This window comes from Mycobacterium sp. E136, from assembly GCF_001666865.1.
GTDB lineage: Bacteria > Actinomycetota > Actinomycetes > Mycobacteriales > Mycobacteriaceae > Mycobacterium.
The window spans coordinates 1-24,384 of sequence record NZ_LZJE01000286.1 but is presented as its reverse complement, the minus strand read 5'-3'; the positions used below and the strand labels follow the sequence as shown (position 1 = coordinate 24,384).

General features: G+C 66.4%; 26 protein-coding genes, 1 tRNA gene and 2 pseudogenes. 10 read left to right on the top strand and 19 right to left on the bottom strand.

Going from position 1 to position 24,384, the window contains the following annotated elements; all coding sequences use genetic code 11:
- Window positions 1–56: 56 nt before the first annotated feature.
- The 4 genes from A5698_RS18635 to A5698_RS18620 all read right to left on the bottom strand — a co-directional run bounded on the left by A5698_RS18635 (window position 57) and on the right by A5698_RS18620 (window position 4,260).
- Window positions 57–506 carry an Hsp20/alpha crystallin family protein gene (locus A5698_RS18635; RefSeq protein WP_067087341.1) on the bottom strand — a complete coding sequence of 150 codons (450 nt, stop codon included), beginning with the start codon at window positions 504–506 and terminating at the stop codon, window positions 57–59.
- A 111-nt stretch (window positions 507–617) separates the two neighbouring features.
- Window positions 618–1,484, bottom strand: coding sequence for a winged helix-turn-helix transcriptional regulator (locus A5698_RS18630; protein ID WP_067087437.1), 867 nt, complete (start codon window positions 1,482–1,484; stop codon window positions 618–620).
- A 33-nt stretch (window positions 1,485–1,517) separates the two neighbouring features.
- Window positions 1,518–3,044 (bottom strand): carotenoid oxygenase family protein, encoded by a 1,527-nt coding sequence (locus A5698_RS18625; RefSeq protein WP_067087343.1) that lies wholly within the window; start codon window positions 3,042–3,044, stop codon window positions 1,518–1,520.
- A 1-nt stretch (window position 3,045) separates the two neighbouring features.
- A complete protein-coding gene (locus A5698_RS18620; RefSeq protein WP_068299911.1) occupies window positions 3,046–4,260 on the bottom strand; it encodes an acetyl-CoA acetyltransferase in 1,215 nt (404 codons plus the stop codon).
- 199 nt (window positions 4,261–4,459) lie between these two features.
- Between A5698_RS18620 and A5698_RS18615 the strand changes: the two genes are divergently transcribed.
- Window positions 4,460–5,149, top strand: a complete 690-nt coding sequence (locus A5698_RS18615) for a GAF and ANTAR domain-containing protein (protein ID WP_068299909.1) — start codon at window positions 4,460–4,462, stop codon at window positions 5,147–5,149.
- Between the two features lie 52 nt (window positions 5,150–5,201).
- On the opposite strand, the gene A5698_RS18610 is transcribed toward A5698_RS18615, so the two are convergent.
- Together A5698_RS18610 and A5698_RS18605 are read right to left on the bottom strand one after the other, a co-directional pair.
- Entirely contained in the window at window positions 5,202–6,113 is a 912-nt protein-coding gene (locus A5698_RS18610; protein WP_068299927.1) for a DUF732 domain-containing protein, read from the bottom strand.
- Window positions 6,114–6,714: 601 nt separating this feature from the next.
- A complete protein-coding gene (locus A5698_RS18605) occupies window positions 6,715–7,071 on the bottom strand; it encodes an Rv2640c family ArsR-like transcriptional regulator (RefSeq protein WP_068299907.1) in 357 nt (118 codons plus the stop codon).
- 101 nt (window positions 7,072–7,172) lie between these two features.
- On the opposite strand from A5698_RS18605, the gene A5698_RS18600 reads away from it, so the two are divergent.
- From A5698_RS18600 to A5698_RS28140, 5 genes are all read left to right on the top strand, one after another.
- Window positions 7,173–7,649 carry an ArsI/CadI family heavy metal resistance metalloenzyme gene (locus tag A5698_RS18600; protein WP_068299904.1) on the top strand — a complete coding sequence of 159 codons (477 nt, stop codon included), beginning with the start codon at window positions 7,173–7,175 and terminating at the stop codon, window positions 7,647–7,649.
- Between the two features lie 65 nt (window positions 7,650–7,714).
- Window positions 7,715–8,245: a DinB family protein gene (locus A5698_RS18595; RefSeq protein WP_068299902.1), complete on the top strand. Its 531-nt coding sequence runs from the start codon at window positions 7,715–7,717 to the stop codon at window positions 8,243–8,245.
- Between the two features lie 129 nt (window positions 8,246–8,374).
- On the top strand, window positions 8,375–9,454 hold the full coding sequence (gene arsB, locus A5698_RS18590; protein WP_068299900.1) for an ACR3 family arsenite efflux transporter: 1,080 nt from the start codon (window positions 8,375–8,377) through the stop codon (window positions 9,452–9,454).
- Between the two features lie 53 nt (window positions 9,455–9,507).
- Window positions 9,508–9,864: an arsenate-mycothiol transferase ArsC gene (locus A5698_RS30040; protein WP_502688952.1), complete on the top strand. Its 357-nt coding sequence runs from the start codon at window positions 9,508–9,510 to the stop codon at window positions 9,862–9,864.
- A 140-nt stretch (window positions 9,865–10,004) separates the two neighbouring features.
- Window positions 10,005–10,271: a hypothetical protein gene (locus A5698_RS28140; protein ID WP_197506828.1), complete on the top strand. Its 267-nt coding sequence runs from the start codon at window positions 10,005–10,007 to the stop codon at window positions 10,269–10,271.
- A 147-nt stretch (window positions 10,272–10,418) separates the two neighbouring features.
- Here A5698_RS28140 and A5698_RS18580 read toward each other — a convergent pair.
- A pseudogene (locus A5698_RS18580) lies at window positions 10,419–10,722 on the bottom strand (ImmA/IrrE family metallo-endopeptidase); the annotation flags it as partial.
- A gap of 476 nt (window positions 10,723–11,198) precedes the next feature.
- Between A5698_RS18580 and A5698_RS30035 the strand changes: the two are divergent.
- Window positions 11,199–11,297: pseudogene (locus A5698_RS30035) on the top strand (hypothetical protein); the annotation flags it as partial.
- A gap of 346 nt (window positions 11,298–11,643) precedes the next feature.
- Window positions 11,644–12,168: an integrase core domain-containing protein gene (locus A5698_RS30030; RefSeq protein WP_197506827.1), complete on the top strand. Its 525-nt coding sequence runs from the start codon at window positions 11,644–11,646 to the stop codon at window positions 12,166–12,168.
- 24 nt (window positions 12,169–12,192) lie between these two features.
- Here A5698_RS30030 and A5698_RS18570 read toward each other — a convergent pair.
- Window positions 12,193–12,268: transfer RNA gene (locus tag A5698_RS18570), tRNA-Arg, on the bottom strand.
- 205 nt (window positions 12,269–12,473) lie between these two features.
- Between A5698_RS18570 and A5698_RS18565 the strand changes: the two genes are divergently transcribed.
- Complete coding sequence (locus A5698_RS18565; RefSeq protein ID WP_068299891.1) at window positions 12,474–14,435, top strand: flavin-containing monooxygenase; 1,962 nt, start codon at window positions 12,474–12,476, stop codon at window positions 14,433–14,435.
- Here the strand turns inward: A5698_RS18565 and A5698_RS18560 are convergent.
- Window positions 14,430–15,248: an LLM class F420-dependent oxidoreductase gene (locus A5698_RS18560; RefSeq protein ID WP_068299889.1), complete on the bottom strand. Its 819-nt coding sequence runs from the start codon at window positions 15,246–15,248 to the stop codon at window positions 14,430–14,432. The genes A5698_RS18565 and A5698_RS18560 overlap by 6 nt on opposite strands.
- Before the next feature lie 181 nt (window positions 15,249–15,429).
- On the opposite strand from A5698_RS18560, the gene A5698_RS18555 reads away from it, so the two are divergent.
- Entirely contained in the window at window positions 15,430–16,530 is a 1,101-nt protein-coding gene (locus A5698_RS18555; RefSeq protein ID WP_068299887.1) for a glutamate--cysteine ligase 2, read from the top strand.
- A 9-nt stretch (window positions 16,531–16,539) separates the two neighbouring features.
- Here the strand turns inward: A5698_RS18555 and A5698_RS18550 are convergent, their stop codons facing one another.
- The 10 genes from A5698_RS18550 to ku all read right to left on the bottom strand — a co-directional run.
- Window positions 16,540–17,262 (bottom strand): anti-sigma factor, encoded by a 723-nt coding sequence (locus tag A5698_RS18550; RefSeq protein WP_068299885.1) that lies wholly within the window; start codon window positions 17,260–17,262, stop codon window positions 16,540–16,542.
- Window positions 17,259–17,840 carry a sigma-70 family RNA polymerase sigma factor gene (locus A5698_RS18545; protein WP_156670811.1) on the bottom strand — a complete coding sequence of 194 codons (582 nt, stop codon included), beginning with the start codon at window positions 17,838–17,840 and terminating at the stop codon, window positions 17,259–17,261. The genes A5698_RS18550 and A5698_RS18545 overlap by 4 nt, the downstream gene beginning before the upstream one ends.
- Window positions 17,841–17,842: 2 nt before the next feature.
- Window positions 17,843–18,610, bottom strand: coding sequence for a DUF1365 domain-containing protein (locus tag A5698_RS18540; RefSeq protein WP_068299883.1), 768 nt, complete (start codon window positions 18,608–18,610; stop codon window positions 17,843–17,845).
- A 39-nt stretch (window positions 18,611–18,649) separates the two neighbouring features.
- Entirely contained in the window at window positions 18,650–19,711 is a 1,062-nt protein-coding gene (locus tag A5698_RS18535) for a poly-gamma-glutamate hydrolase family protein (RefSeq protein ID WP_068299881.1), read from the bottom strand.
- On the bottom strand, window positions 19,711–20,937 hold the full coding sequence (locus A5698_RS18530) for an Nramp family divalent metal transporter (RefSeq protein WP_068299879.1): 1,227 nt from the start codon (window positions 20,935–20,937) through the stop codon (window positions 19,711–19,713). Before A5698_RS18530 ends, A5698_RS18535 begins: the two co-directional genes overlap by 1 nt.
- Before the next feature lie 75 nt (window positions 20,938–21,012).
- Window positions 21,013–21,255 (bottom strand): hypothetical protein, encoded by a 243-nt coding sequence (locus tag A5698_RS18525; protein WP_068299878.1) that lies wholly within the window; start codon window positions 21,253–21,255, stop codon window positions 21,013–21,015.
- Between the two features lie 88 nt (window positions 21,256–21,343).
- Window positions 21,344–21,613 carry a hypothetical protein gene (locus tag A5698_RS18520; RefSeq protein WP_067087379.1) on the bottom strand — a complete coding sequence of 90 codons (270 nt, stop codon included), beginning with the start codon at window positions 21,611–21,613 and terminating at the stop codon, window positions 21,344–21,346.
- Window positions 21,614–21,633: 20 nt separating this feature from the next.
- Complete coding sequence (locus A5698_RS18515; protein WP_068299876.1) at window positions 21,634–22,722, bottom strand: NAD(P)H-dependent amine dehydrogenase family protein; 1,089 nt, start codon at window positions 22,720–22,722, stop codon at window positions 21,634–21,636.
- Window positions 22,723–22,732: 10 nt separating this feature from the next.
- The gene (locus tag A5698_RS18510) at window positions 22,733–23,524 is read right to left on the bottom strand and encodes an SDR family oxidoreductase (RefSeq protein WP_068299873.1); all 792 of its coding nucleotides are present in this window, start codon (window positions 23,522–23,524) and stop codon (window positions 22,733–22,735) included.
- Window positions 23,525–23,705: 181 nt separating this feature from the next.
- A partial coding sequence (ku, locus tag A5698_RS18505) for a non-homologous end joining protein Ku (RefSeq protein ID WP_068299871.1) occupies window positions 23,706–24,384 on the bottom strand: 679 nt, incomplete at its 5' end.

Sequence of the window (24,384 nt, the reverse complement as noted above, 5' to 3'; positions counted from 1 at the left end):
TCAGATCGCAGAACCGGACGGGAACGCGATCTGACCGCAGTCTCGACTAGGTGCGGTTACCCGGCTTCCACGGTCGTGGTCTCGATCGACTTCTGGCCGCCGCCGTGGGCGACGTCGATCTTGCGCGGCTTGGCGCGCTCGGCCATCGGGATGGTCACGGACAGCACGCCGTTTTCGTAGGTGGCCGAGATCTTCGACGCGTCGATGCCTTCGCCAAGGCTCAGCTGCCTGCGGTAGGTGCCGAAGAATCGCTCGTTGGCCAGCCACTGCACCCCGTCATCCGAGCGTGCCGTGCGGTGTGCGGAGATGGTCAGAGTGCCGTTGTCGACGCTGACATCGACCGAACCGGGGTCGACGCCCGGGAGATCGGCGGTCAGTAGGTAGTGGTCATCGACCTTGCAGAGGTCCATCGGCATGAACCGGGGTGAACGGTTTGATCCGGTCTGATTCGTCAGCAGACCCCGGGTCAGAGCATCTAGTTCGGTGAACGGATCAAAGCGAAGCACAGCAATTCACCTCCTACGTATCTCAGAGCCCGCCACCCTGGCGGGCAGCCAAATCACTGTGCGCAGCAGCGAGTTTAGCACTCTCACTATGAGAGTGCTAGCACAAATTCTTCACGAATTCGGAACCATCGAGACCTGTGCGCCGGCCAGCCCCCGGCCACATTGATCGCACGCGAAGACGGCGGTGAAGGGGTCGCCGCACGTGGTGTGTGTCAGCAGGACGGCGGGCCCCTCGGGGTCCGGGAACCACCGCTGGGCCCACTGCAGCGCAGAGATCAGCACCGGGAACAGCGCGCGACCCTTCTCGGTCAGGTCGTACCGGTTGCCGGTGTCGATGAGCACGCCGTTGGCGGTGAAGATCGCCAACCGGTCGGCGATAGACCCAGGCGGCGCGCCGAGCTGGACCTGAAAGTCGGTGAACCGTCGTACGCCGACGAACGCCGCGACCAGCAGCGCGAAGCCCCAGCGGTTGCCCATGACGCTCATCGTCTGCGGGAAGAGGCCGGCCGCGGCGTGCTGGTCGGACTCCGAGCGTCGACGCGTCGGCGCCGCGGCGGGAACAGATCGCTCCCACGATCCGCTCGGACCCCACTGCGGGACAACATCTTTGTCGTCGGCCCGCTCGCCGCAGGAACGGCAGACCACCACCGGGGCGAAGTCGGCGCCGCACGCGGCGTGGCGCATGGCGGGTAACGGCTCGGCGTGATCGGGGACCCAGTGGCGTTCCCACTCCCAGATCGAGAGCAGCACCGGCCACAGCGACCGACCACGGGGCGTTCCGGTGTACTCGAAACGTTGTGGCCGGTCCTGGTATTGACGCCGCTCGAGCAGTCCCGCGGTAGTCAGCGTTCGCAGCCGCGCGGTCAGCACCGAGTTCGAGATCGGCAGCCGGGCCTTGAAATCCCCGAACCGTGTCGCGCCCAGCAGCGACTGCTGCATGACGAGCAGCGTCCACTCGTCTCCGAGCAGCCCGAGCATGCGGGCAACGGCGTTCGGGTCGGGTGCGGGCACCTAGAGGCCGACGGCCTCGGCTGCCGAATCGGTCTCCCGCCACCGCCGCAACTCCGACCCGGCGGCCCACGTGGAGTGCGTACCGCTCGAGACCCGTTCCGGCAGAGGAAGTTTACAGACGGGACCGTCGGCGACCCTGGCGGCGTCGAACACCAGGCAGTAGGAGGCGTCGGCGTTCATGTCCGTCGTGAGCGTGACGAGGTATCCGTCGTCCTCGGCGATCGCCCCCGGTCGCGACGCCATCGCGGTCTCGCTGCCGTACACCCCGTCGGGGAAGCTGAACCGTTGTTCGGCGCCGGTGTCCAGGTCGTGCTTGACCAATCCGTCGAACAGGAACCAACCCGGCTTGCCGGTGGCCGCGTATGTGTAGCGGTAGGGGAGACCGGCGAAACCGCCGTTGATCATGCCGAATTCGGTGATCGTGTCGGTCAGCTGTTCCTCGGTGGTCTGTCCGGTGACGAGGTTGAACCGCCAGCGGTGCAGCCGTGTCTGCAGCCGGTCGAGCGCCAGGAATCGGAAGGCCCGCTGCCACTTGTCGCCGGCCCTGGTGTCGACGGGCGACGGGTCACCTTGGAAGAAGCCGTCGAGGACGATTTCGTCCCCGTCCTCGTACGCGTTGGTGAAGTGCAGCACGAACGTCGGATCCGCCTCGAACCACCGGATGTCGGAAGGGCCACCGCGGCGGGGGATCACGGCGAACCGCGACGGCATGTCCGGGTGGAAACCCGGGAAGTGGATGTCGGCTTCGAGCAACTTCGGATCCCAGAACATGGGGAAGTCGTTGAGGATCGCGTAGTTCTCGGTGAACGCCATGTCGTGCGGTAGCCGCGGACCGGGCAGCGGTACATCGGTGAGGTGGACGAGGTTGTTGTCCTCGTCAACGACGCCGTAGCGCATATACGGGTCCTGCTTGCTGTAGGAGAAGAACAGCAGCTCGCCGGTGCGATCGTCGACCTTGGGGTGCGCCGAAACGCCCCAATCCACGGGGAACTTGCCCCGCCAGTCCTCCTTGCCAAGGGTGTCGCCGGTGAACGGGTCGACGCGGTATAGGTCGCCGCACTGGTAGTGGCTGGTGAGCGCGACGCCGCGGTGCACGAGGACGTCGGTACTCGACGCGTCCTTCATCAAAGTGCGTGCGCCCCAGCCGTAATCACGCTTGGCCAGTTGGATCGGCTCTGCCAGCCCGGGCCACAGCGGCCCGCCGGCGTCGTTTTCCTCGATGAAACCGTCGGTACGGACGAACCGGTTGCGGTAGAACGCTTTTCCGTCGCGGAAGCCGACCACGTGCACCATGCCGTCCCCGTCGAACGGGTGGTAGAACTTCAGCGCCGGATGGAGCGGGTTCTCCGTGTTGCGCAGGTAGACGCCGTCGAGGTCGGCCGGGATCTCGCCCTCGACAGGCTGGAGGTCGTCGGCGTCCCACTCGGTGTTCTGCGGGCGCCACGGCCCGGTGCGGTACGGATGGTCGTCGTCGTCCGGAAGTGTCGTCAGGTATTTGCCGACGATCTCCACATTCGCGCTGCCCATGTCATGCCTTCCCGACGATGAAACTGATGGTGGTGGCGGTGCTGCCGCCGAAGTTCAAGGTGCCGAACGTGTTTGCGCCCTCGACCTGATAGTCCTCCGCGGTTCCGCTGACCTGTTTGGCCGCGTCCAGCAGCATGCGCACCCCGGAGGCGCCGACCGGGTGTCCGCCGCCGATCAGGCCGCCGCTCGGATTGATCGGTAGACGCCCACCGATCTCGATTTCGCCGTTCTCGATGGCCTTCCATGACTCGCCGGGCCCGGTGAGTCCGAGGTGGTCGATCGCGAGGTACTCGCTGGGGGTGAAGCAGTCGTGAACCTCGAACCCGTCGACGTCTTCGAGCGTGATGCGGGCGCGGTCGAAGGCATCGAGAACCGCACCTCGAACGTGTGGCAGCACGTATGGGTCGTCGGCTGCGCGATCGAGTTTCTGCTGCAGTCCCAACCCGACCGTGCGGTGACCCCACCCGGCAATGCGGCCCAGCGGCCGCAGGTCCGGGTGGTCGCGGAGAAACCCGTCGGTGGCCAGCACGACGCCCGCTGCGCCGTCGGTGAGTTGGCTGCAGTCGAAGCGGCGCAACCGGCCCTCCACGACCGGGTTGGTGGCGTCGTCGTCGGTCAGGGGATCGGGGACAGACCATGCGCGGGTCTGCGCATTCGGGTTCGCGCGGGCGTTGGCGAAGTTCCGCGATGCGATGGCGCGCAGGTGCGCCTCGTCGATGCCGTAGCGCCGGTCGTATTCGGCGGCCACCCGGTCGAACATGTAAGGCCACATGAACTTGGCCTCCGCGCCCTCGTGCCCGGTCCAGGCGGCGGCTCCGAGGTGCCGCGAGCCCGTGTCACCGGGGACCGTCTTCTCCAACTCGACTCCGAGCACCAGGGCTGACTGGTACGCCCCGGACCGAAGATCGGCGATGGCCGATAGGACGGCCACGCTGCCGGACGCGCAGGCTGCTTCGTGTCGTGCGGCCGGTGTGCCCCACAACCCCTCGTGCACCGAGGCGGGCATCGCCCCGAGATGGCCCTGGGATGCGAAAAGTTCGCCGAACGCGTTCCCGACGTGCACCACCCCGACGTCGCGAGCGTCAACCTTGGCCGCCGAGAGCGTCGACTCGACAACGTCCCTGGTCAGGTCCGCGTAGTCCAGGCCCTCGCGGCTGAAGTTCCTGGCGAAGTCGCTCTGGTAACCGCCGAGGATCCAGACATCGGATGCGTCCATGCCGATGACCGTACTACAACTAAGAGAGTGACCCTGCCTAGGTGGTGAAAGAGGGCGGCCCCGTCGGCTGCCTGTCTGAACCGACGAGACCTCAGCGCGAGTAACGGTCGACCGTCACCCGTGCTTCCACTCGACATGCCCAATAGGGCGAACGGCAAACAATCGTGTAGTCGGCGGCCCTAAAGGGAAGACTCTCGGCATGACACAGCCGCGTACCCAAGAGCTGGCCGAGCGGATGGCCGAACTGGCGCGTGTGTCCGCCTCGCCGCGCACCGTCGAGGACGTGCTGAACGACGTCACCGAGACGGCGTGTGAGCTGATACCGGGCGCGGAAGCAGTCGGAGTGCTACTGATCGGCAGGGGCGGCAGATTCGAATCGCTTGCCGGGACCTCGGAGCTGCCGCACACGCTCGACGAAATCCAGATGCAATTCAGCGAGGGACCGTGCGTGGAGGCGGCCCTCAACGAGCTGATCCTGCGCACCGACGACTTCCGTAATGAGGATCGCTGGCCGTTGTATGCGGCCGCGGCGGTGGATCACGGCGTGCTCAGCGGGCTCTCGATCAAGCTCTACACTGCCGACCGCACCGCAGGCGCCCTCAACATGTTCAGCTCGAATGCGCGCGCCTTCGACGCCGAAGACGAAGTGATCGGCACGGTCCTGGCCGCACACGCCGCCGCGGCGATACTGGCCAGCCGGCAGGGCGAGCAATTGCAGTCGGCGATGGCCACCAGGGACCGTATCGGCCAGGCCAAGGGCATCATCATGGAGCGTTATGGCGTGGACGAGGTGCGCGCGTTCGAGATGCTCAAACAACTCTCGCAGGACAGCAACGTCAAACTCGCCGACGTCGCGCAGCGCGTCATCGATACGCGCAGCGGCCTCTGAACGGCGGGGGCAACGCGATTTGGTGGCTCCGGTGGCGTGACGGCGCCATCAGTCAGTTGCCGAGCTGTACCTGAACGCCGTGGGCTTGAAGCTGTTGAAAGGTGAAGCTGAACTCGCCCCGGCGTCCCACAGAGACGACATAGCGGTCTTCGCCTTCGGTGACTGGGAAACTGAACGAGAAGGTGCACTGCGCGCTGTCGCCGTGCCCGTCTCCGAGCGTGGTGGTGGCCAGTATCTCGTTCTTGCCGTTCTCGACGGTTACTTGTGTTTGCTTGCTTATGTCGGAATAGCCGCTGGTGCCTTCACATGCCGTCCCGTCGGAGGCGATTGCACCCACACCGGCGCTGTCCATCAGGACGAATTTCCCTGCGGCAGTTGTCCTGTCGAGGATATGGAAGCCCTTCGCAAATTGCGGGCAGAAAGCCTCGACGGCGAATTTGTCGGCCAGCAGACCCTGCTCAGGACCGCCCTCTTCCAGTTGGCGGCAGACTTGTCTTCCGTGGGCGATGGCTCCGGCGTCGGAATTGAATTCGTTGGCAAGCCCAGCGTCCTTTAGCGCTGAGAGATATCCGGTTTCCGGGGGTGGCGGTGTTGGAGTGTTTCCACGTAGTAACGCCCAGACGAATGCCGCCGTCAGAATGATGATCGCTGTCATCGCGCCGGTCGTCGGCCAGCTCAATCGGATGCTCGATCTCGCCACCGAAACCTCGACATAGTCCGGCAGCATCTGACCTCCAACGGGATCTGCCGCGAGGTGTCTCCCGTTGCGCACGCGATTGGTCGGGCGGCCGGCGACGTAGTAACGCCCTTCGTAGCGTGCCGTGGGGTCGGGTCGCCAGCCCGATATCGTCGTGGGGGCGTACACGGCTCCGCACCGGTCGCAGGTGACGTCGGAGGCGAGTTTCGAGCCGCAATAAGGGCACGTTCGCTTCGCCGGACTCCGACCGTCGGCCGACCGCCTCAACAACGCCACCAACTCATCATCGACATTTCGGGCTTCATGTTCGTCGAATTGCCGAGGTTCTGTGTTGAATGACGATGCTCAGCAGAACGGGGACAGGGAGTAAGCGGGTTACCGCTGTCATTGTCGAGAGCAGCGCCGTCGTTGGCACACCTCGAATTACGGCGCCTGCGCAGCGTCGGCCAGATGGGCGGTGAACCGCCGGCCTGAATGACGCCGAGTTCCTCGAACCCGTGCGCGGCGTAGAGCCGCTTGTTGCGAGGGTTGGTTGCTAGAGGTACGCGGGCAGTTGTCGCGGTCGCAGCGTAGAGCGGCGTGCCGCAATAATGGCGGACTGGGAACTACGCCCGGCCCAACGACACATCGTGGTCGTCGGCATCGACCGCCTCGCATCAGCCGGGCGACGCTGTACCGATACCTGGCCGAGGAGGCGGCGCGATGATCCTCGCGCATCTCGGCGAGCAGTTGTCCACGGCGTTGCCCCCTCGGGTCGGTCGCGGCCCGCGCGAGGACGACATGCTGCGCGCTGGCAAGGAAGGGGCCGCCGCGGCGATGGCCGTGCTCGCTTGGGCGCACCTCGGCTGCCGGACAGCCACCTTGCGGGCTAACAGCAGTTGGGGTCCAGAACAGCGCACAGCGCCGCGAGAGAGTCACGGTGGGCACGGTGGAAGACGTTCATACCGCGCCGCTGCGACTCCACCAACCCCGCGTTGCGCAGCTGCGTCAAGTGGTGGCTGACGGTCGATTCGGTCAGACTCAGCGCGACCGCCAGATCACCGCTGTTCTCTTCACCTACCGACGAGCTGAATAACAACGACATGATCTTCACGCGGGCCGGGTCAGCCAACGCCTTGAGGCGCAGCGCCACCTTGAGCGCGTCGTCATCGCTGATCGGTCCGGCGGCTACGGGTGCGCAGCACACAGGCCCGGAGATATCGATCATCGGCAGCGTCTTTGGCATGAACCCATCCTGCCAGAGATATTGACATATATCAAAAAGGTGGCATGCTGGGCGCAGCGCGCTAATTCGATATATGTCTCACACGTCCAAGGAGGATCACCATGTCCCGCGTTCAACTCGCCCTCAACGTCGATAACCTCGACGAGGCGATCACGTTCTACTCCAAGCTGTTCAACGCCGAACCGGCCAAGGTCAAGGAAGGCTACGCCAACTTCGCCATTGCCGAACCTCCGTTGAAGCTGGTGCTGCTGCAGAATCCCGGCGAGGGCGGCACCATCAACCACCTCGGCGTCGAGGTGGAGTCCAGCGACAAGGTGCACACCGAGATCGCACGGCTCAGCGGCGAGGGCCTCTTCACCGACGAGGAGATCGGCACCACCTGTTGCTTCGCTAAGCAGGACAAGGTTTGGGTGACCGGACCAGCCGGCGAGAAGTGGGAGGTATACACCGTTCTCGCCGACTCGGAAACCTTCGGTAACAGCCCCCAGCACCGCGACCCCGACGCCGACGGTGCGGTGTGCTGCGGCGGCTCCGCCGAGCGCGACACCGAAGATGAACCCGCAGCGTCCTGCTGCTAAACGATTCGCGACCTGCCGCGCGGCCACGGCTACATCAGGCTGCGCGGCAGGCGCATCATCGAGACATGGACCTCGCGGACCGCGATGACATATCCGCCGACTTGGAGCGGGTGCGTGTCGAGTTTCACCGCCTACTCGAGGCTACGGAGCCCGACGATTGGGCCAAGCCGACGCGCGGAACGCGATGGAACAACGAGCAACTGCTGTTCCATATGGTCTTCGGCTACATGGTCGTACAGCGGCTATTGGTTCTCGTCAAGATTTTCAGCCGCCTGCCCGGTCGAGCGAGCCGCGTCTATGCCAACCTGCTCGACGCCGGAACCAGGCCGTTCCACATCGTCAATTACTACGGCTCGTGCGCAGCCGCCGTCGTCTACAACCGGCGCAGGATGGGCGCGAAGCTCGACCGTGTAATCGCCTCGCTGCAACGCAAGCTCGCCCGAGAGAAGGACACCGACTTCGCTCGCGGTATGCATTACCCAACCCGCTGGGATCCGTTTTTTGGGGACTACATGACGTTGGAAGACATTTACCGGTATCCCGGACGACACTTCGACTTCCACGCTCGCCAGCTCACACTCACCGCGACAGCGTGAAGCGCATCGCCGGGCTATTGAGTCGTTGCGCAGGACATCGTGGATGTATTACTCGGTCGTACCCGACGCGCTCGCCAGTCTGTCGGCCCCACTCGATGCCACAGCCAAGACAGCAGAAAGGCTTCCGGCGTGACTGCACCCGCCACCCCTGACCACACACCCGTCGTCGGCAAGCTGTCCACGCTTGACCGCTTTCTGCCGGTGTGGATCGGCGCCGCTATGGTCGCCGGACTGCTGCTGGGCCGCGCTGTCCCCGGTCTCGACCGAGCGCTGGGCGCGGTCCAGCTCGACGGCATCAGCCTGCCCATCGCCATCGGGCTGCTGGTGATGATGTATCCGGTGCTGGCCAAGGTCCGCTACGACCGGCTCGCCACGGTGACCGGCGACCGCAGACTGATGGTGGCGTCGCTGGTACTGAACTGGGTGATCGGCCCGGCCATGATGTTCGTGCTGGCGTGGTTGCTGCTGCCCGACCTACCCGAGTACCGCACCGGCCTGATCATCGTCGGCCTGGCGCGCTGCATCGCCATGGTCATCATCTGGAATGACCTCGCGTGCGGTGAGCGGGAAGCCGCCGCCGTATTGGTCGCGCTCAACTCGGTGTTCCAGGTGCTCATGTTCGCCGCGTTGGGCTGGTTCTACCTGTCGGTGCTACCCGGCTGGCTCGGCCTGGATCGAACATCGATCAGCATCTCGCCGTGGCAGATCCCCAAATCGGTGCTGATCTTTCTCGGCGTGCCCTTGGTATTCGGTTACCTGTCGCGCCGGATAGGCGAGCGCACCAAGGGCCGCGACTGGTACGAGAGCCGGTTCCTGCCGAGGATTGGGCCGTGGGCGCTGTATGGCCTGCTGTTCACGATCGTCGTCCTGTTCGCCCTCCAGGGTGCTCAGATCACCTCCCGTCCGCTGGACGTCGCCCGCATCGCCCTGCCGCTGCTGGCCTACTTTGCCGTCATGTGGAGCGGCGGGTACCTGCTTGGCGCGGTGATCGGACTGGGGTATCAGCGCACCACCACGCTGGCGTTCACCGCTGCCGGGAACAACTTCGAGCTGGCCATCGCCGTCGCCATAGCCACCTTCGGTGCGCTCTCGGGTCAGGCGCTCGCCGGGGTCGTCGGCCCGCTCATCGAGGTGCCCGTACTGGTCGGGCTGGTCTACGTCTCGCTCGCGCTACGTCACCGCTTCCCGTCGGAGAGGACCACGCCGTGACCGCGAAGTCCAGCGTTCTGTTCGTGTGCGTGAAGAACGCCGGCAAGTCGCAGATGGCGGCGGGCCTCATGCGCCAGCTCGCAGGCGACGCCGTGGAGGTCCACTCTGCGGGCACCCGACCGGGCAAGGCACTCAACGCCCTGTCCGCCGAATCGCTGGCGGAGGTCGGCGTCGATGTTTCGGCTGAGCACCCCAAGCCCATCGACCCCGAGCTGTTGAGCCGCGTGGATCGGGTCATCGTTTTGGGGCGCGAGGCCAACGTCGATGCACCCGAGGGCGTCGAGGTGGAAATCTGGATCACCGACGAACCTTTCGAGCGCGGCATCGACGGCATCGAGCGAATGCGGTTGGTGCGTGACGACATCGCAGGCCGCATTGAGCAACTACATCGAGAATTAACACCGCCCTGAACTGACTCAATTCCCAGTCGATGTCGGTAAACATGTTCCCCGTCGATGTCGGGAACTGTTGCTCTGCAACGGCGTTCGTTACGCTGCGGTAGCGTCAGCCTTGACCGTTTGCTGCACGGTGATCTGTCAAGCTGGTCACCATGCAGAGCGCGACGACCCTCGCCGACCCGACGGCGCTGACCCCCGCGCAGTGGTCCGGTCGATTTGCCGCCTACCTGGCGCGCGGGCGCGGCAACGATGACCCCAAAGTCGTCGCCTGCCGGGCGGCGCTCACCTATTGGCGCACCCGCCGCGCCATCGACGTCGAGGCGGACCGGATTGCGCCCGGCTGCGTGAGGCGGTGGCTCCGTGAGCGCACGCCGCCACTACCGCACTCTGGCGCAGCGTTTGAAACACGTTGGACCTGAACAGGTCACGCCGCCCATTGAGGATGGCACTGGTGTCGAACAACTGATCGGTGACACGACGCTCCGCAACTCGGCGGATTCGGCCAGGCGCGGTATCTGGCTTACCTTCGCGTCCAAGGTAGATCACGGCGGTGTTGCTATCGAGCACGCGGCGGCGATGGCGTTGCACCGCGCCTCCAGCGTCCGGTTGGCGCTGCGTGGCCGGTCGTCGGTCACCACGTCGCACAGTCCCTCGGTGTGCAGCACCAGGTGGACGAACTCATGCAGCAGGGAGAACAGGCGCGGGCGGGGGTAGTCGCCGCCGTTGAGCACGATCACCGGCAGCGCGTCGAAGTACAGGGACATGCCGCGCGTCTTGTCCACGGCCACCTTGCCGCCGCGCGTCGCGGAGTACCAGCACGCCGGACGCCTCGATGGCGGACACCCACGCGTTCAGGTGCTCGTAGGGACTGGGGAGTTCGGTGGGGCTGCTGGACCGGACCCTGTCGGATCAGGAGCCTCAACCCGGTTGAATCCAGCCGTTCTCTCTGGCTGTGTTGAACGTCTGGGAGAAGAACTCGGGACACAAGTGCTGCGTGGCAACCAGGATCACCAGCAAGGAATGAGTCGGACCCATACGGTTCACCGCCAACACAGCCTGATACCGCTGCTCAGCCACGTTCAACTCCCCATCCAGGGTGTGTCAAGGATCAGCCGAAGTAACTGTCAACCATCAGCCGAAACACTGTCAGCCAACACCCGAAGACCAAATGTCAGCCATCAACCGCAGTAATACAACAATGCCATGGTGCCCCCGGCAGTGTCTGATTTCAGACATAGTGGGCGGCTGTCTCGCGACATAGTTGGCACCTCTGCAAGCGTGGGAGGCCGGCCATGTCGAAAGCGCAGCTCATCATCACCGCGGTGGTGCTGTAGGGACGCAGCAAAAGCGAAGTCGCCCGCGATTATGAGATGTCGCGCACCTGGGTCCAGCAACTATGTCAGCGGTATCGGACCGAAGGAGCGGCGGCGTTCGAGCCGCGGTCGCGGCGTCCACACCACAGTCCCCAGGCGGTCGAGGCCCACTGGGAAGAACGCATCATCTGGTTGCGCAAGACCCTCGACAAGCAAGGCTTCGACGCCGGTGCCGCCACCATCGCCAGCCACCTTGCCCGCGACCCAGAGGCCACAAAAGTGCCTGCGGTGTCGACGATCTGGCGCATCCTCAAACGGCGCGGATTCGTCACACCCCAACCGCACAAGCGGCCCCGCTCGTCGTGGCAACGCTTCCAAGCCGAACAGCCCAACCAGTTATGGCAAGCCGATGTCACCCACTGGCGCCTAGCCGACAACAGCCCGGCAGAAATCCTCGACATGCTCGACGACCACTCCCGTGTGGCCATGGCCAGCACCGCCCGCCCTGTCACCACTGGCCCCGACGTCGTCGACACCTTCACCAAAGCCATTACCCAATGGGGGCACACCAGCGGGCGCGCTGACCGACAACAGCGCCATCTCCACCGCCAAACAGCGCGACAACGGACGCACCGCCCTAGAAATCATGCTCGGCGAACTGGGTATCAAATCCAGCCGCTCGCGCCCGTACCATCCGCAGACCTGCGGCAAGGTCGAACGCTTCCACCAAACCCTCAAAAAACACCTACGGGCCCTACCCCCAGCGGCCACAATCGACGCCGGCGGGGTCATCACCATCAGCTACAACAGCCGTTTACACCACATCGGCCTGTCCAAACACTTACCCGGCACCGAAGTCACCGTGCTCATCGACGACCGCAACATCCGCGTCCTGCACCGCGGCACCGGCCAACTCATCCGCAAACTGACCCTCGACCCCACCGCGACTACCGCCCACGCGGCGTCAAATGCGGAAACTCACCCGAAAACAGGCTCCAGATGAAAACGGTGTCCCGAGACATCACACTGGTGCCCCCGGCAGGATTCGAACCTGCGACACCGGCTTTAGGAGAGCCGTGCTCTATCCCCTGAGCTACGAGGGCGGACGCTGGGAGCTTACCGGCTGGCGGCGAGAGCAGCTTGGACCACTCGAAGCGCCTTGCCAGGCGACGACGTGACCCCGGCGAACATCTCGTCGGAGTCGCACTCCGGCCGCGATGCACCAAACGTCACTGCTGGAAGCCCGCGTCGATTACGCTACTGTTCGTTCCGTAATTGCAGTGGCCGTCGCGGTCAGGAGGACATGTCGTGCGCAGTCGCTACGCGGGCACTCCGTTCACGACGCCGACCGCCGAAATCCAGCGGGCCCTCGAGGACGTCAGCGTTCCTACGCTGCTGCTCAGCCTCGTCCACATCACCGGCGACACCCGCTTCATCCGCGACTACGCCCAGGCCGGGTTGTTCCTCAACGAGGTTCAGGGCTTCATGTCCGAGGAGGACAAGGCCCGGGCGCGAGCCGAGGCGCTCGACGTGATCACCGAATACCGCAACCGCGGCTGCCCCGAACCCGCACCGCTCGATCCGTCTGTCGTCAAGCAGATGATGGATTGGGCCGCTTGCGAACCCGTCGGCGAGGAGTATCTGCCGCTGCTGACCGAGGAGCTCGACCTCGACGGAGCCGACCCTCGCCGACCCGAATCGATCGATCCGGCCACCGCAGTGAATCTTCCCGTGCTGGTCATCGGCTGCGGGGAGTCCGGCCTGCTTGCCGCCATCCGGCTCAAGCAGGCCGGCCTGCCGTTCACGGTGGTCGAGAAGAACACCGGCCCCGGCGGAACCTGGTGGGAGAACAGCTATCCCGGCGCCCGCGTCGACGTGGCCAACCACTTCTACTGCTACAGCTTCGAACCCAGCAACAACTGGAGTCACTACTTCGCGGAGCAGCCGGAGCTGCGGCAGTACTTCGTCGACGTGATGAACAAACACGGCATCGGCGAGCACGTCTGCTGGGAGACCGAGGTCGTCTCGGCCGAGTGGGACGACGGACCCGGCACCTGGACCGTCGCACTACGCGCCAAAGACGGCCGGATCTCGCGGGTGACCGTGCGCGCGATCATCAGCGCGGTCGGCCAGCTCAACCGCCCCCAGATACCCGACATCGACGGTGCGGACACGTTCGGCGGTCCGGCGTTCCACTCGGCCGCGTGGAACCACGCCGTCGACGTCACGGGCCGGCGCGTCGCGCTGATCGGCGCGGGCGCAAGCGGATTCCAGATCGCGCCCGCGATCGCCGACCAGGTCGAGCACCTCGACGTCTACCAGCGCACCCCCCAGTGGATGTTTCCGAACCCGATGTACCACAAGGAAGTCGGCGACGGCACCCGCTGGGCGATGGAACACCTGCCGTTCTACAGCCGCTGGTACCGATTCCTACTGCTGTGGCCCGGCGCCGACAAAGGGCTGGACGCCGCCCGCGTCGATCCCGCATACCAGCAAGGCGATTACGCGGTCAGCGACATCAACGCCGCCGCTCGGATGATGTTCACCGACTGGATCACCAGTCAGGTCGACGGTGACGACGAACTGCTCGCCAAGGTCCTGCCCGACTATCCCGCGACGGGTAAACGCACGCTGCAGGACGACGGCACCTGGTTGCGAACGTTGAAGCGGGACAACGTCGAGTTGATTCGCACACCGATCGATCGGATCACGCCGACGGGCGTGGTGACCGCTGATGGCCGTCAGCGGCGTGCCGATGTGATCGTGTACGCCACCGGTTTTCGGGCCACCGAGGTGCTGTGGCCGCTTCGGATCACCGGCCGCGACGGCGACGGCAATCCGATCGACCTGCGCGACGTCTGGGGTGACCGCCCGTTCGCGTACCGGGGGATCATGGTTCCCGGCTTCCCGAACTTCTTCCTCACCTACGGCCCCGGCACCCATCTCGCGCACGGCGGCAGCCTGATCTTCAACTCCGAGTTGCAGATGCGCTATATCGGACAGTGTCTGCACGCGCTGGCCGACGGGCTTCACTCGATCGAACCGAAGGTCGACGCGACCGAGGAGTGGCGCCGCAGGTCGCAGGAGGCGATCAAGATGACGGTCTGGTCGCACCCGTCGATCGAGCACTCCTACTTCAAGAACGCCCGCGGCGAGATCCACACCGTCAGCCCGTGGAAGCTCTACGAGTATCACGATGCGGTGCGCGAACCGGAATGGTCGGACTTCGAGTTGAGGTCCGCCGATACCGCTGTGGCTCAGCCGTTATAGCTCGGCGATCACCTTCGCGAACGGCTCCGCATGCAACTGCTGGACCGTGATGTAGCTGACGCCGTACGTGTCGCGGTAATGGCGCAACGTGTCGGCGATCTCGCTCGTCGACCCGGACAGCACCGCCGGCGTCGCCAGCAGCTCCTCCTCGGACAGGTTTGGTAGGAACCGCCGGGTGATCGACAGGTCGGGCCTGCCGGAGTCGTCGGTCGGCATGGCCGTGACGGCGATGTTGAGTTCGAGATCGTCGAACCGGTCTCCGGCGGCGTCGCGCACGAACGCGATGCGGTCGGCGAGCGGATCGGATGTCGCGGTGATCGGGGCGCCGCCCGTCAGCCCGATGATGTCGGCGCGTTGCGCGGCCAGCGTCAGCAGCTTGTCGCCGTTGCCGGCGATCAGGATCGGCACATCGGGAGCGTGCTCTGCCATGTGTTCGGTGACATGACGCAACCAGTCCACGCGTTGGCCTGCGGTGGGGTACGGCAGCTCGGCCTGTTCGAACTCCTCCTTGACGTAGCCGGCTCCGAGCCCGAGGTCGAAGCGTCCCCCGCTCAGGTCGCGCAGCGTGGTCACCTCGCGCGCGAGCAGGGCGGGCCGATAGAAGCCGGCATTGAGCACGAAGGTGCCCACGCGGAGGCGCTCGGTGGCCATCGCCATCGCCGTCATCATCGGAAAGGGCGCCGTCGTGTAGAGGTGGTCGGCGACGTGCACGATGTCGTAGCCCATGTCCTCGGCGCGGCGCGCCCAGTCCTGCACTGACTTCTGACGGCGCGCGGCCTGCAGGCCCACACCGAACCGGAAGGGTTTGGTCACGAATCGATCGTAGGAGGATCGCAGGCCGGCAAAAGAATGTTTGGCACGCAGACGCGCTGGGCAATACATCTGCCGCCGACTTCGAATCACCGAAGTCCACTAGCCAAAGGACTTGCTGCCCCGATCCGGCCCGTCGTGAACTTTTCCGACGGGCCGGATCAATATTCCGACCCCCTCAGTTATGGCCACTCACCCCACCATCGGTGTCGAAGAAGAGTTTCTGCTCGCCGACCCGGCGACCGGTGAACCGGTCGCGCTCAACGAGGCCGTCGCGCGCGAGGCCGCCGACCGCGGCGTGAAGCTGCAACTCGAGCTGACCACCTGCCAGGTCGAAACCACCAGCGACGTGGTCGGCTCGACCCGAAGCCTGCACGAACAACTGCTTCGGCTGCGTCGCCTCTCCGCGGAGGCCGCACAGGCCGCCGGGGCCCGGCTGCTGGCGGTCGGACTGCCGCCGACACTGCCGCAGGATTTCCCGATCACCGACACCCCGCGATACCGCGAGATCGGCGACAAGTTCGGCATGATCGCCCACGAACAGGGCATCTGCGGCTGCCACGTCCACGTCGCGGTGCCCAGCCGGGAAGCCGCGGTCCGGGTCAGCAACCGGCTGCGACCCTGGCTGCCCAGCCTGCTCGCGCTGAGCGCCAACTCCGCGATCTACCGCAACTCCGACACCGGTTATGCCAGCTGGCGCAGCGTGCTGTGGGCGCGCTGGCCCAGCGCCGGACCGCCGCCGCATTTCGACTCCGTCGACGAGTACGACGCGGTCGTGCAGATGCTGCAGCAAGCCGGCGCGATGCTCGACGACGGCATGGTCTATTGGGACGTGCGCCCGTCGAAGAACTTCCCGACGATCGAGGTGCGTGTCGCCGACGTGCCCGCGACGGCCGACGAGACCGTCCTGCTGGCCGCGTTGACCCGGGCCGCGGTGATGACCGCGCTGGAGGACGAGCGCAGGGGCGAGCCGACGCCGCCGCTGTCCGCGCACGCACTCAAGGCCGCGTACTGGAAGTCCGCGCGCGACGGCCTCGGCGGCGATGCGGTGGACCTGATGGAAAGCCATCAGCGGGTGCCCGCGCGCGAGCTGCTCGATCGCCTCGTCGAGCACGTCCGGCCGGCGCTCGAGGCGGTGGGCGACTATGACCTTGTGACCGACGGGCTGCGCCGCGTCAGTGAAGACGGCAACGGCGCCATGCGTCAGCGGCGGGCGTGGCAACGTCGCGGCGATGTGCGCGACGTCATCGCACAGGCCACCGAAGCGACGCTGGCGGGAACGTAGGCCGACGCCTCAGACCAGCGGGAGTTCGGCGAACGGCGCGCTGGTCGGCTCCGCCGAACCGCCCGGCGGTTCGACGGTGAACGCCAGGGTGCTGGAGTCGCCGAGATCGGGCAGCACCGCAGTGGTCGACGGTGCAACGGACTGCGGGTCCATCGTGCCCGCCGGGTGCGGACCGTCCGCGCCGACCAACCACATCTGGTAGACGGTTCCGGGTTGCGGCGGGGTGACGTTGTTCATCACCAGCACACCGGCATCCTTCTCGCGGGAGAACACCACCGTCGCGGTGCCGCCCCCCGGGATCTCGCCCGAGACGGTGCGCACATCGGGTGCGGCGAACACCTGTTCGGCGGTCGAGGGTTTGGGCGTCGGCCGCAGGGCCAGGCCGACACCGACCGCGCCGAGGCCCACCACGAGCACGGCCGCGGCGGCCAGCGCCGTCCTCTGCCACCGGGTGGGTCGCGGCCGCAACGGGCGTACCGGTTGCTCTCGTCCACCGCCGACCTCGGCAAGCAAACGCTCCCGCAGGTGCGGCGGCGGTTCGGTTGCGGTCGAGGCCGAAACCACCGCCATGGCCTCGCGAACCTTGCGTACCTCGTCGGTGAAGGCCTGCGCGACGGCGGGCGGGGCGGCCGCCACCCGGCGGTCGACGTCCTCGCGTTCGGTGTCGGACATCGCGTTCAGGGCGTAGGGCGCCGCCAGCGCGCCGAGGTCGGAATCCTTAGGCTCGGTCATGCCATCCCCAAGCACTTGCGCAGACCGCGGAGTCCGTCGCGCATCCGCGATTTGATCGTGGCCAGGTTCGCCGACAGTCGCTCGGAGACCTGGGCGTAGGTCAGCCCGTCGTAGTAGGCCAATTGGATGCACTCCCGTTGCACATCGGTCAGCGAACCCAGGCAGTTGGCCACCTGGCGGCGTTCGTCGCGCATGATCACCGAGTCGGCGACGTGATCGCCGGGCGGTTCGACGGTGGCCGCGCCGTAACGATCCTCTCGCTGGGTGGCCGCCTGTTCGGACCGCACGCGGTCGACCGCGCGGCGGTGCGCGAGCGTCATCAACCACGCCAGCGGGGAGCCCGCCGCCGGGTCGTAGGCGTCCGCGGTGCGCCACACCTGCAGGTAGATGTCCTGCGTCGTCTCCTCGCTGTACCCAGGATCGCGCAGGACGCGCGACACCAGGCCGAACACGCGCGCCCGGGTGCGGTCGTAGAAGGTGGCGAATGCCTCGACGTCCTGTTCGGCGACCCGGCGAAGCAGTTCGTCGAGGTCCGTGGTCACCAGCGGTAGCCTAGCCACCCGAGTCTGTACCGGCACGGTTATCGCGATCTGGCCGCGTGGCCAACGAAAGTCGTTGCCGGAGTGGCGGTTTTGCCGTGCCGATCGGCAGTGGAGGCGACGGGGACACGCCTCAGTCGCAGCGTCAGGTGTTGGAGCCGGTACTCCAGCGCGGTCATCAGGGGCGCCAGCGGAGCCAGCGCCTGCATCCGTAGCACCTCGGCAACGCTCGCGCGTCGGCGCGTGCCCCGCACCGTCGCGATGAACGCCGGTTCGCTGCCGCGGTGCAGCGACACCGTCACGTTCACCTCATCGCCCGGGTGCGGCGCGCGCACAAGGTAGTGACCGTCGGTGCCGTGAAACGGCGACACCCGCAGCTTCTTCGGCGCCATCGACGTGCCGTCCGGGCTCGGCGGCAGCAGGTAGGCGTGCCGTTCGCCGTGGCGGTTGTGCATCTCCATGACGATGTGGCGCAGCACGCCCTCGCCATCGTGGCACCAGTACAACGTGACCGGATTGAAGACATAGCCGGCGACTCGCGCCTGCAGCAGTGCAGTGACCCGCCCGCCGCCGAGGTCGACACCGCGGTCGAACAAGAACGCGTCGATGCGCTGCCGCAGCGTCTCGCCCGGGGCGCCTTCGAGATGGTCCCGGGCGTCGAACCGCGCGAACGCCCGCAGCCACCAGGGGAGTCTCGGCAGCCGGTCGAGGTCGACGAGCCAGCTATAGCCGTGATGCTCGAAATGGTGGTACACCGGCGCGCGCCGCAGGTGCGCCGTCCGGGTGCGGTACAGGTAGGAACCATCCACATAGCGGTATTCGGAGCCGCTCGCGCCGCGGATGGGTCCTCAGGCCGAGAGTCGTTCCCAGGAGTGCGCGGAGGCGACGAGCCCCTGGATCAACGCCGACGTCGCCGGCGTGAGCCCGTCGTCACCGGGCAACTGGCTGCGTGGGCTGATACCCCGCACGCGCGGTGTCAGCTCGAGTTGCGCGCCACCCCCGCGGACGCGGTTGACCGGATTGTCGGGGTGCAGCCCGCGCAGTTCGCGAGGCATCGCATCGAGATCGGTGATGAGTTGATAGCCAGGCACTTCGACGTGCATCGCGAGGTGTTCGGCGAGTGCGCGGTTGCGCCCGCCCGCGAGCAACTGTGTGCTACGCCCGATGCGGCCGTACCCGTGAAGTGACACCGCGACGTCGACGTGATCGAGGAACTCCGCGAGGCGTTCGGACTCCTGCGCTCGGTACAGCGCCGACGGCAGGTGATGCGGGTAGTGGTCGGGGTGGCGCACCACGTACAGCGAGGCGCCGGCAGCGTCGGCGGCGCGTTCGGCGATCACATCGGTCATCTGCTCCAGACCACCGCCGTGAATGGCCAGAAAACCGAAGCGGGACCGTAGTATTCGCTCCTCGGCAATGCCGGGCTGCGCCAGGAGTTCCGAAAGCGACTCGGGGGCAGGCAGTTCGGATTGAGCGGTGCGGCCCGGCCAGTGCGCCGGATCCCACCGCCTGAGGAACTCGATCCAGCGCTGCGGCAGCCCGTGGTGCAGGGCGCCGTCGATGATCCGCTCGAGGTACCCGGCCCGCGGCGGGCCCGGTTCGACGCGATGGTCGATGTAGACCCACGCATCGGCAGGCCCGTCGTCGGTGTGCACGGTGAGCCGGTCGCGGCGGTAGCGCACCGGAACGCCTTCGGCGCTGTCCAGCACCGCCAGGTCGTGATCGCTGAGCTGCCACAGCACGCCGTGCACCTCGGAGCCGTCGAACGGTTCGACCGTGGCGACACCGCGCTCGTTGATCAACCAGTCGTGGTCGGCAAGCCTCGCCGGCCGGGGATCGGCCGCATCGGGACACCGCAACGCCATCTGCGAGACGTTGAGGTTCGACCCGTACGCGAAGTACGTGTGCATCAACCCGTCAGCGTCAGATAGATCAACACCACGTTCAAAAGGGTAATCAGGCCGGCGATGAGCCACCCGAGCGCGGTCGTCACCCGGTGATTGACGTCGTCGCCCATCAAAGCGCGGTCGCTGGTCAGCCGCACCAACGGGATCAGCGCAAACGGAATCCCGAACGACAGCACCACCTGCGACAACACCAGCGCGCGGCTGGGGTCCAGGCCGATCGCCAGCACCGCCAACGCCGGCAACAGCGTCACGAGGCGGCGCAGCACCAACGGGATGGAGCGGTGCAGCAGACCCTGCATGATCATCGCGCCGGCGTAAGCCCCGACCGACGACGACGCCAACCCCGAGGCGAGCAGCCCGATCGCGAACAGCAGCGCGATCGTCGGCCCGAGCGTCTCGTTGACCGCGGCGTGCGCCCCCTCGATCGAGTCGGTTTTCTCCTGACCCCGCAGATTCGTCGCCGCGACCAACACCATCGACAGGTTCACCGCGCCGGCGATGACCATCGCGATGCCGACGTCCCAGCGGGTGACGCGCAGCAGCATCCGCCGCATCGGGCCGGGATCGGGGTGGCCGTGCCGGTCACGGGCCAGGCCCGAATGGAGATACACCGCGTGCGGCATCACGGTCGCGCCCAGCATCGCCGCCGCGATCAATACGCTCTCTGCGCCAGCGAATTTCGGCACCAGCCCGGCGGCCGCCTCGTCGAGCGGCGGGTGAGCGACGAACAGGCTGGCGAGAAAGCCGACCGCGATGATCGCCAGCAGGCCGGTGATGACGCGTTCGAACGAGTTCTGGCCGCGGCGGTCCTTCACCATCAGCAACACCAGAGACACGACGCCTGTGATGATGCCGCCGACCAGCAGCGGCAGGTCGAACAGAAGGTGGAGCGCAATCGCGCCGCCGACGACCTCGGCGAGATCGGTTGCCATCGCGACCGTTTCGGCCTGCAGCCAGTAGGTCAGCCGGGCGCGGCGCCCCATTCGGTCGCCGACCGCCTCGGGCAGGGACATTCCGCTGACCAGGCCGAGTTTCGCGGAGAGGTACTGCACGATGCAGGCCATCGCGTTGGCCGCGACGATCACCCAGATCAGCAGGAAGCCGAATTGCGCGCCGGCGCTGACGTTCGCCGCGACGTTGCCGGGGTCGACGTAGGCGATGGCGGCCACGAACGCCGGTCCGAGTAGCAGCCAACTCGGCCGCAGTTTCACCTCGGTGTTTCCGGCCACCCCACCCTCTTTCTATCCGGAACTGCGAATAGAAAAGTTAGGTTAGCCGAAACCGTGCGGGTCTGGGGTAAGGGGTTACCTGTGCCAGCCGCCGAGCCCGATGACGAGACCGCCGCCGTACGGCCAACCCCAGTACGGGCTCGTCTGTACCGACGGTGACGTGACGATCTGCGAACTTCCGTTGGTCTGGCACTGCGTGGTGTTCGGGCCGATGTTGGTGCATTCGGGCGCGGCGCCCGCGATGGGTGCGACGAGGGAGAACGCGCAGACACCGCTGGCCGCGAGAAGCGTTGCGGCGTAACGGCTGAGAGCCTTCATGGTTGGCCTCCTCGGGCCAGGGCACTTCTATTCAGCGGCCGCTGGTCGGCGAGCGCTGCGAAAGATGTTGAGCGTCAGTCCCGAACGATCACGGGAAGAAGAAGCCGTCGCCTTCCCACATGCTGCCCCAGGGGCCGACGTACTCCTGCTGCGCGGGGGTCGCGTCGATGGAGACGTTGCCGGGCGTGGCGCACTCGGTGGTGGAACCGCCGATGGCCTGTGCGCCGCCGGTGTCGACACATTGCGGCAGCGTGGGATTGGGGGCCGGTTCGGCGGCGGCCAGCGGTGCCGCCGCAAGCGCTGCCGCGATGCCGCCTGCAGCGATCGCCGGAGCGAGATAACGAAGAGTGGTCCGCATAGGCACGTCCTTAGTCTGGTCTAACCCCGGCCTTGCTGCACAGCGTACAACCCTTTTCCGGTGATCAGCGGCAAGTCGAGGGTGGTGCGGATGCCGGGCGGCGCCGCCACAACCGCCGGGATCGCGTTGACGACCCGGGCGGCCGTCGCGACGAGTCCGGCATGGTTGTGGTCACCGTTCGGGCTGCTCAGGCAGAGGTCGACGGTGTAGGACGGCTCGCCGGTGATCTCGATGCGGTACGAACCGCCTTCCTGCGCCGGCTGCGGCCAGTCCGGATACAGGTCGTCGCGTAGCCGGGTGACGTGCTCGAGCACGACGGCCACCCTGCCGTCCTTGATGCCCTGCACTTCGAAGCGCAGCGCCGCCGCGGTGCCCTTGGCGATGTGGCCGGACGCGATGTCGAAATCCTCGGGAGCCGGTTCGCGCACATAGGTTTCCGACACCTCGTCGAGTTCGATGCCGAGCCCCGCCGCCAGCTGCCTCACCACCGATCCCCAGGCCAGGCTCAGCACGCCGGGCTGCAACAACATCGGGATCTCGTCGAGCGGCTTGCCGAAGCCCATCACGTCGAACATGACGGTCGCGCTGTCGTAGGTGTCGTAGTTGATGATCTCCATGCACCGGATCTGCTCGACGCTCTGGCAGGTGCCGGCCAGCGCGAGCGGAAGCAAATCGTTGGCGAAGCCGGGGTCGATGCCGTTGACGAAGACGCTCGACTGGCCCGTCTGGGTGGCCTCCTCGATGGGCTTGACGAGTTCGGAGGGCAGCACCTGCCACGGGTACTGCAGGAAGACCGCGCTGCTGCCGACGACGTTGACGCCGGCGGCGAGGATGCGACGGTAGTCCTCGAGCGCCTCGGGCAGCCGGTTGTCGGCCATCGCGGTGTAGACCGCGCAGTCGGGCTTGGTCGCCAGCACCGCATCGAGGTCCGTCGTGGCGGTGATGCCGGTCGAAACCTGCAGTCCCGCAAGCTCACCCGCGTCCTTATCGGCCTTGGCATCCGACGACACCCAGACCGCGGTGAGCTCGTACTGCGGGTCGTTGATGAGTTGGGTCAGCGCGTGCCTGCCGACATTGCCGGTGCCGATCGCGGCGACGTTGATGGTCACGGCTGTCCTTTCACAGGTCCGGGATCGGCATGTCGAGATTGGGCACCGTCAGCCCGCCGTCGACCTCGAGCGTCTTACCGGTCAGGTAGCTGCCCGCCGGCGAGGCGAGGTACACCGCCGCCGCGGCGATGTCCTGCGGATCGCCGAGCCGGCGCATCGGGGTGGCCTGCTCCATCGGCTTCCGCAGATCGTCGTTGGACGCCACGATGTCGAGCGCCGACGTGAGGATCGAACCCGGCGCGATCGCGTTGACGCGGATCCGCGGGCACAGGTCGAGCGCGGCGAGCCGGGTGTAGTGGGCGAGCGCGGCCTTGGCCGTTCCGTAGGCGGCGAAGCCTCGGCCGGCCAGCCGTCCCATCGTGGAGGTGATGTTGATGATGCTGCCGCCGCCGGAGTGTTCGAGCATCAGCGGCACCGCGGCAGTGGTGAGCGCGTGCGCGGTGGTGACGTTGAAGGTGAATGCGTCGCGCAGGTCCTTGGTCGAGGTGTTCAGGAGCGCGTTCGGCATGGTGCCGCCGACATTGTTGACGACGATGTCTAGTTTCCCGAACGCCTCGATCGCGGCGCCGGCGAGCGTGGCGGTGTCGGCGGGGTGCGCGAGGTCGGCCACCACGACGTGCGCCCTGCGTCCGACGCCCTTGATCTGCTCGGCGACCTCCTCCAGTTGCGACTGCGTGCGCGACGCGATCACCACGTCCGCACCGGCTTCCGCGAACGCGACCGCCATCGCGGCACCCAGGCCGCGGCCTGCGCCGGTGACAACGGCAACCTGATCGTCGAGCCGGAACCTGTCAAGAATCACGTTTCGAGTCCTTCCTTGCCCGGCGAACCGTAACAGGGTGCGGCGGCCCGCGTGAGGGCTTTTTGAAACACGTTCTAATTCGGGTTCCGGGGGGTCGCCGAGTTCTGCGGCATGGCTGTGAAATACGCCGACACCACGACCGTGGTGCAGAAGTCGGCGCCGCGCGCCCTGAGAGGGGCGGTTACTTCTTGGCGGCGGTCTTCTTGGCCGCGGACTTCTTCGCCGTCGACTTCTTCGCGGCCTTCTTGGCGGGGGACTTCTTCGCCGCGCTCTTCTTCGCGGGCGCCTTCTTGGCCGGCTTGTCATCGTCGCCGGAACTCTTTGACCCGCCACGGCCTTCGCGGCGCGCCTTCACACTGGCCTCGAGCTTGGCCAGCAGATCGGAGACATCCTCGGTCTCGTCGAGTTCCTGCGGCTGCTCCTCGGTGGTAAACGCTTCGCCGCCTTCGAGTTTCGCCGCGATAAGCTCGCGCAGCTGCTCCTGGTAGTCGTCGTGGTAGCGATCGGGGTTGAAGTCGTCGGTCATCGAATCGACGACCTGGGTGGCCATCTTCAGTTCGGCCGGCTTGATGTCGACTTCCTTGTCCAGCACCGGGAAATCGGGGTCACGGATCTCGTCGGGCCACAACAGCGTCTGGATCACCATGACGTCGCGCTTGCTGAAGTCCTGAACCCGAAGCGCGGCGAGCCGCGTCTTGTTGCGCAACGCGAAGTGCACGATCGCGACTCGGTCGGTCTCCTTGAGCGTCTTGGTCAACAGCACATACGACTTCGACGACTTGCCTTCGGGCTCGAGGAAGTAGCTGCGGTCGTACATCATCGGGTCGATGTCGCCGGCCGGAACAAACTCCAGCACCTCG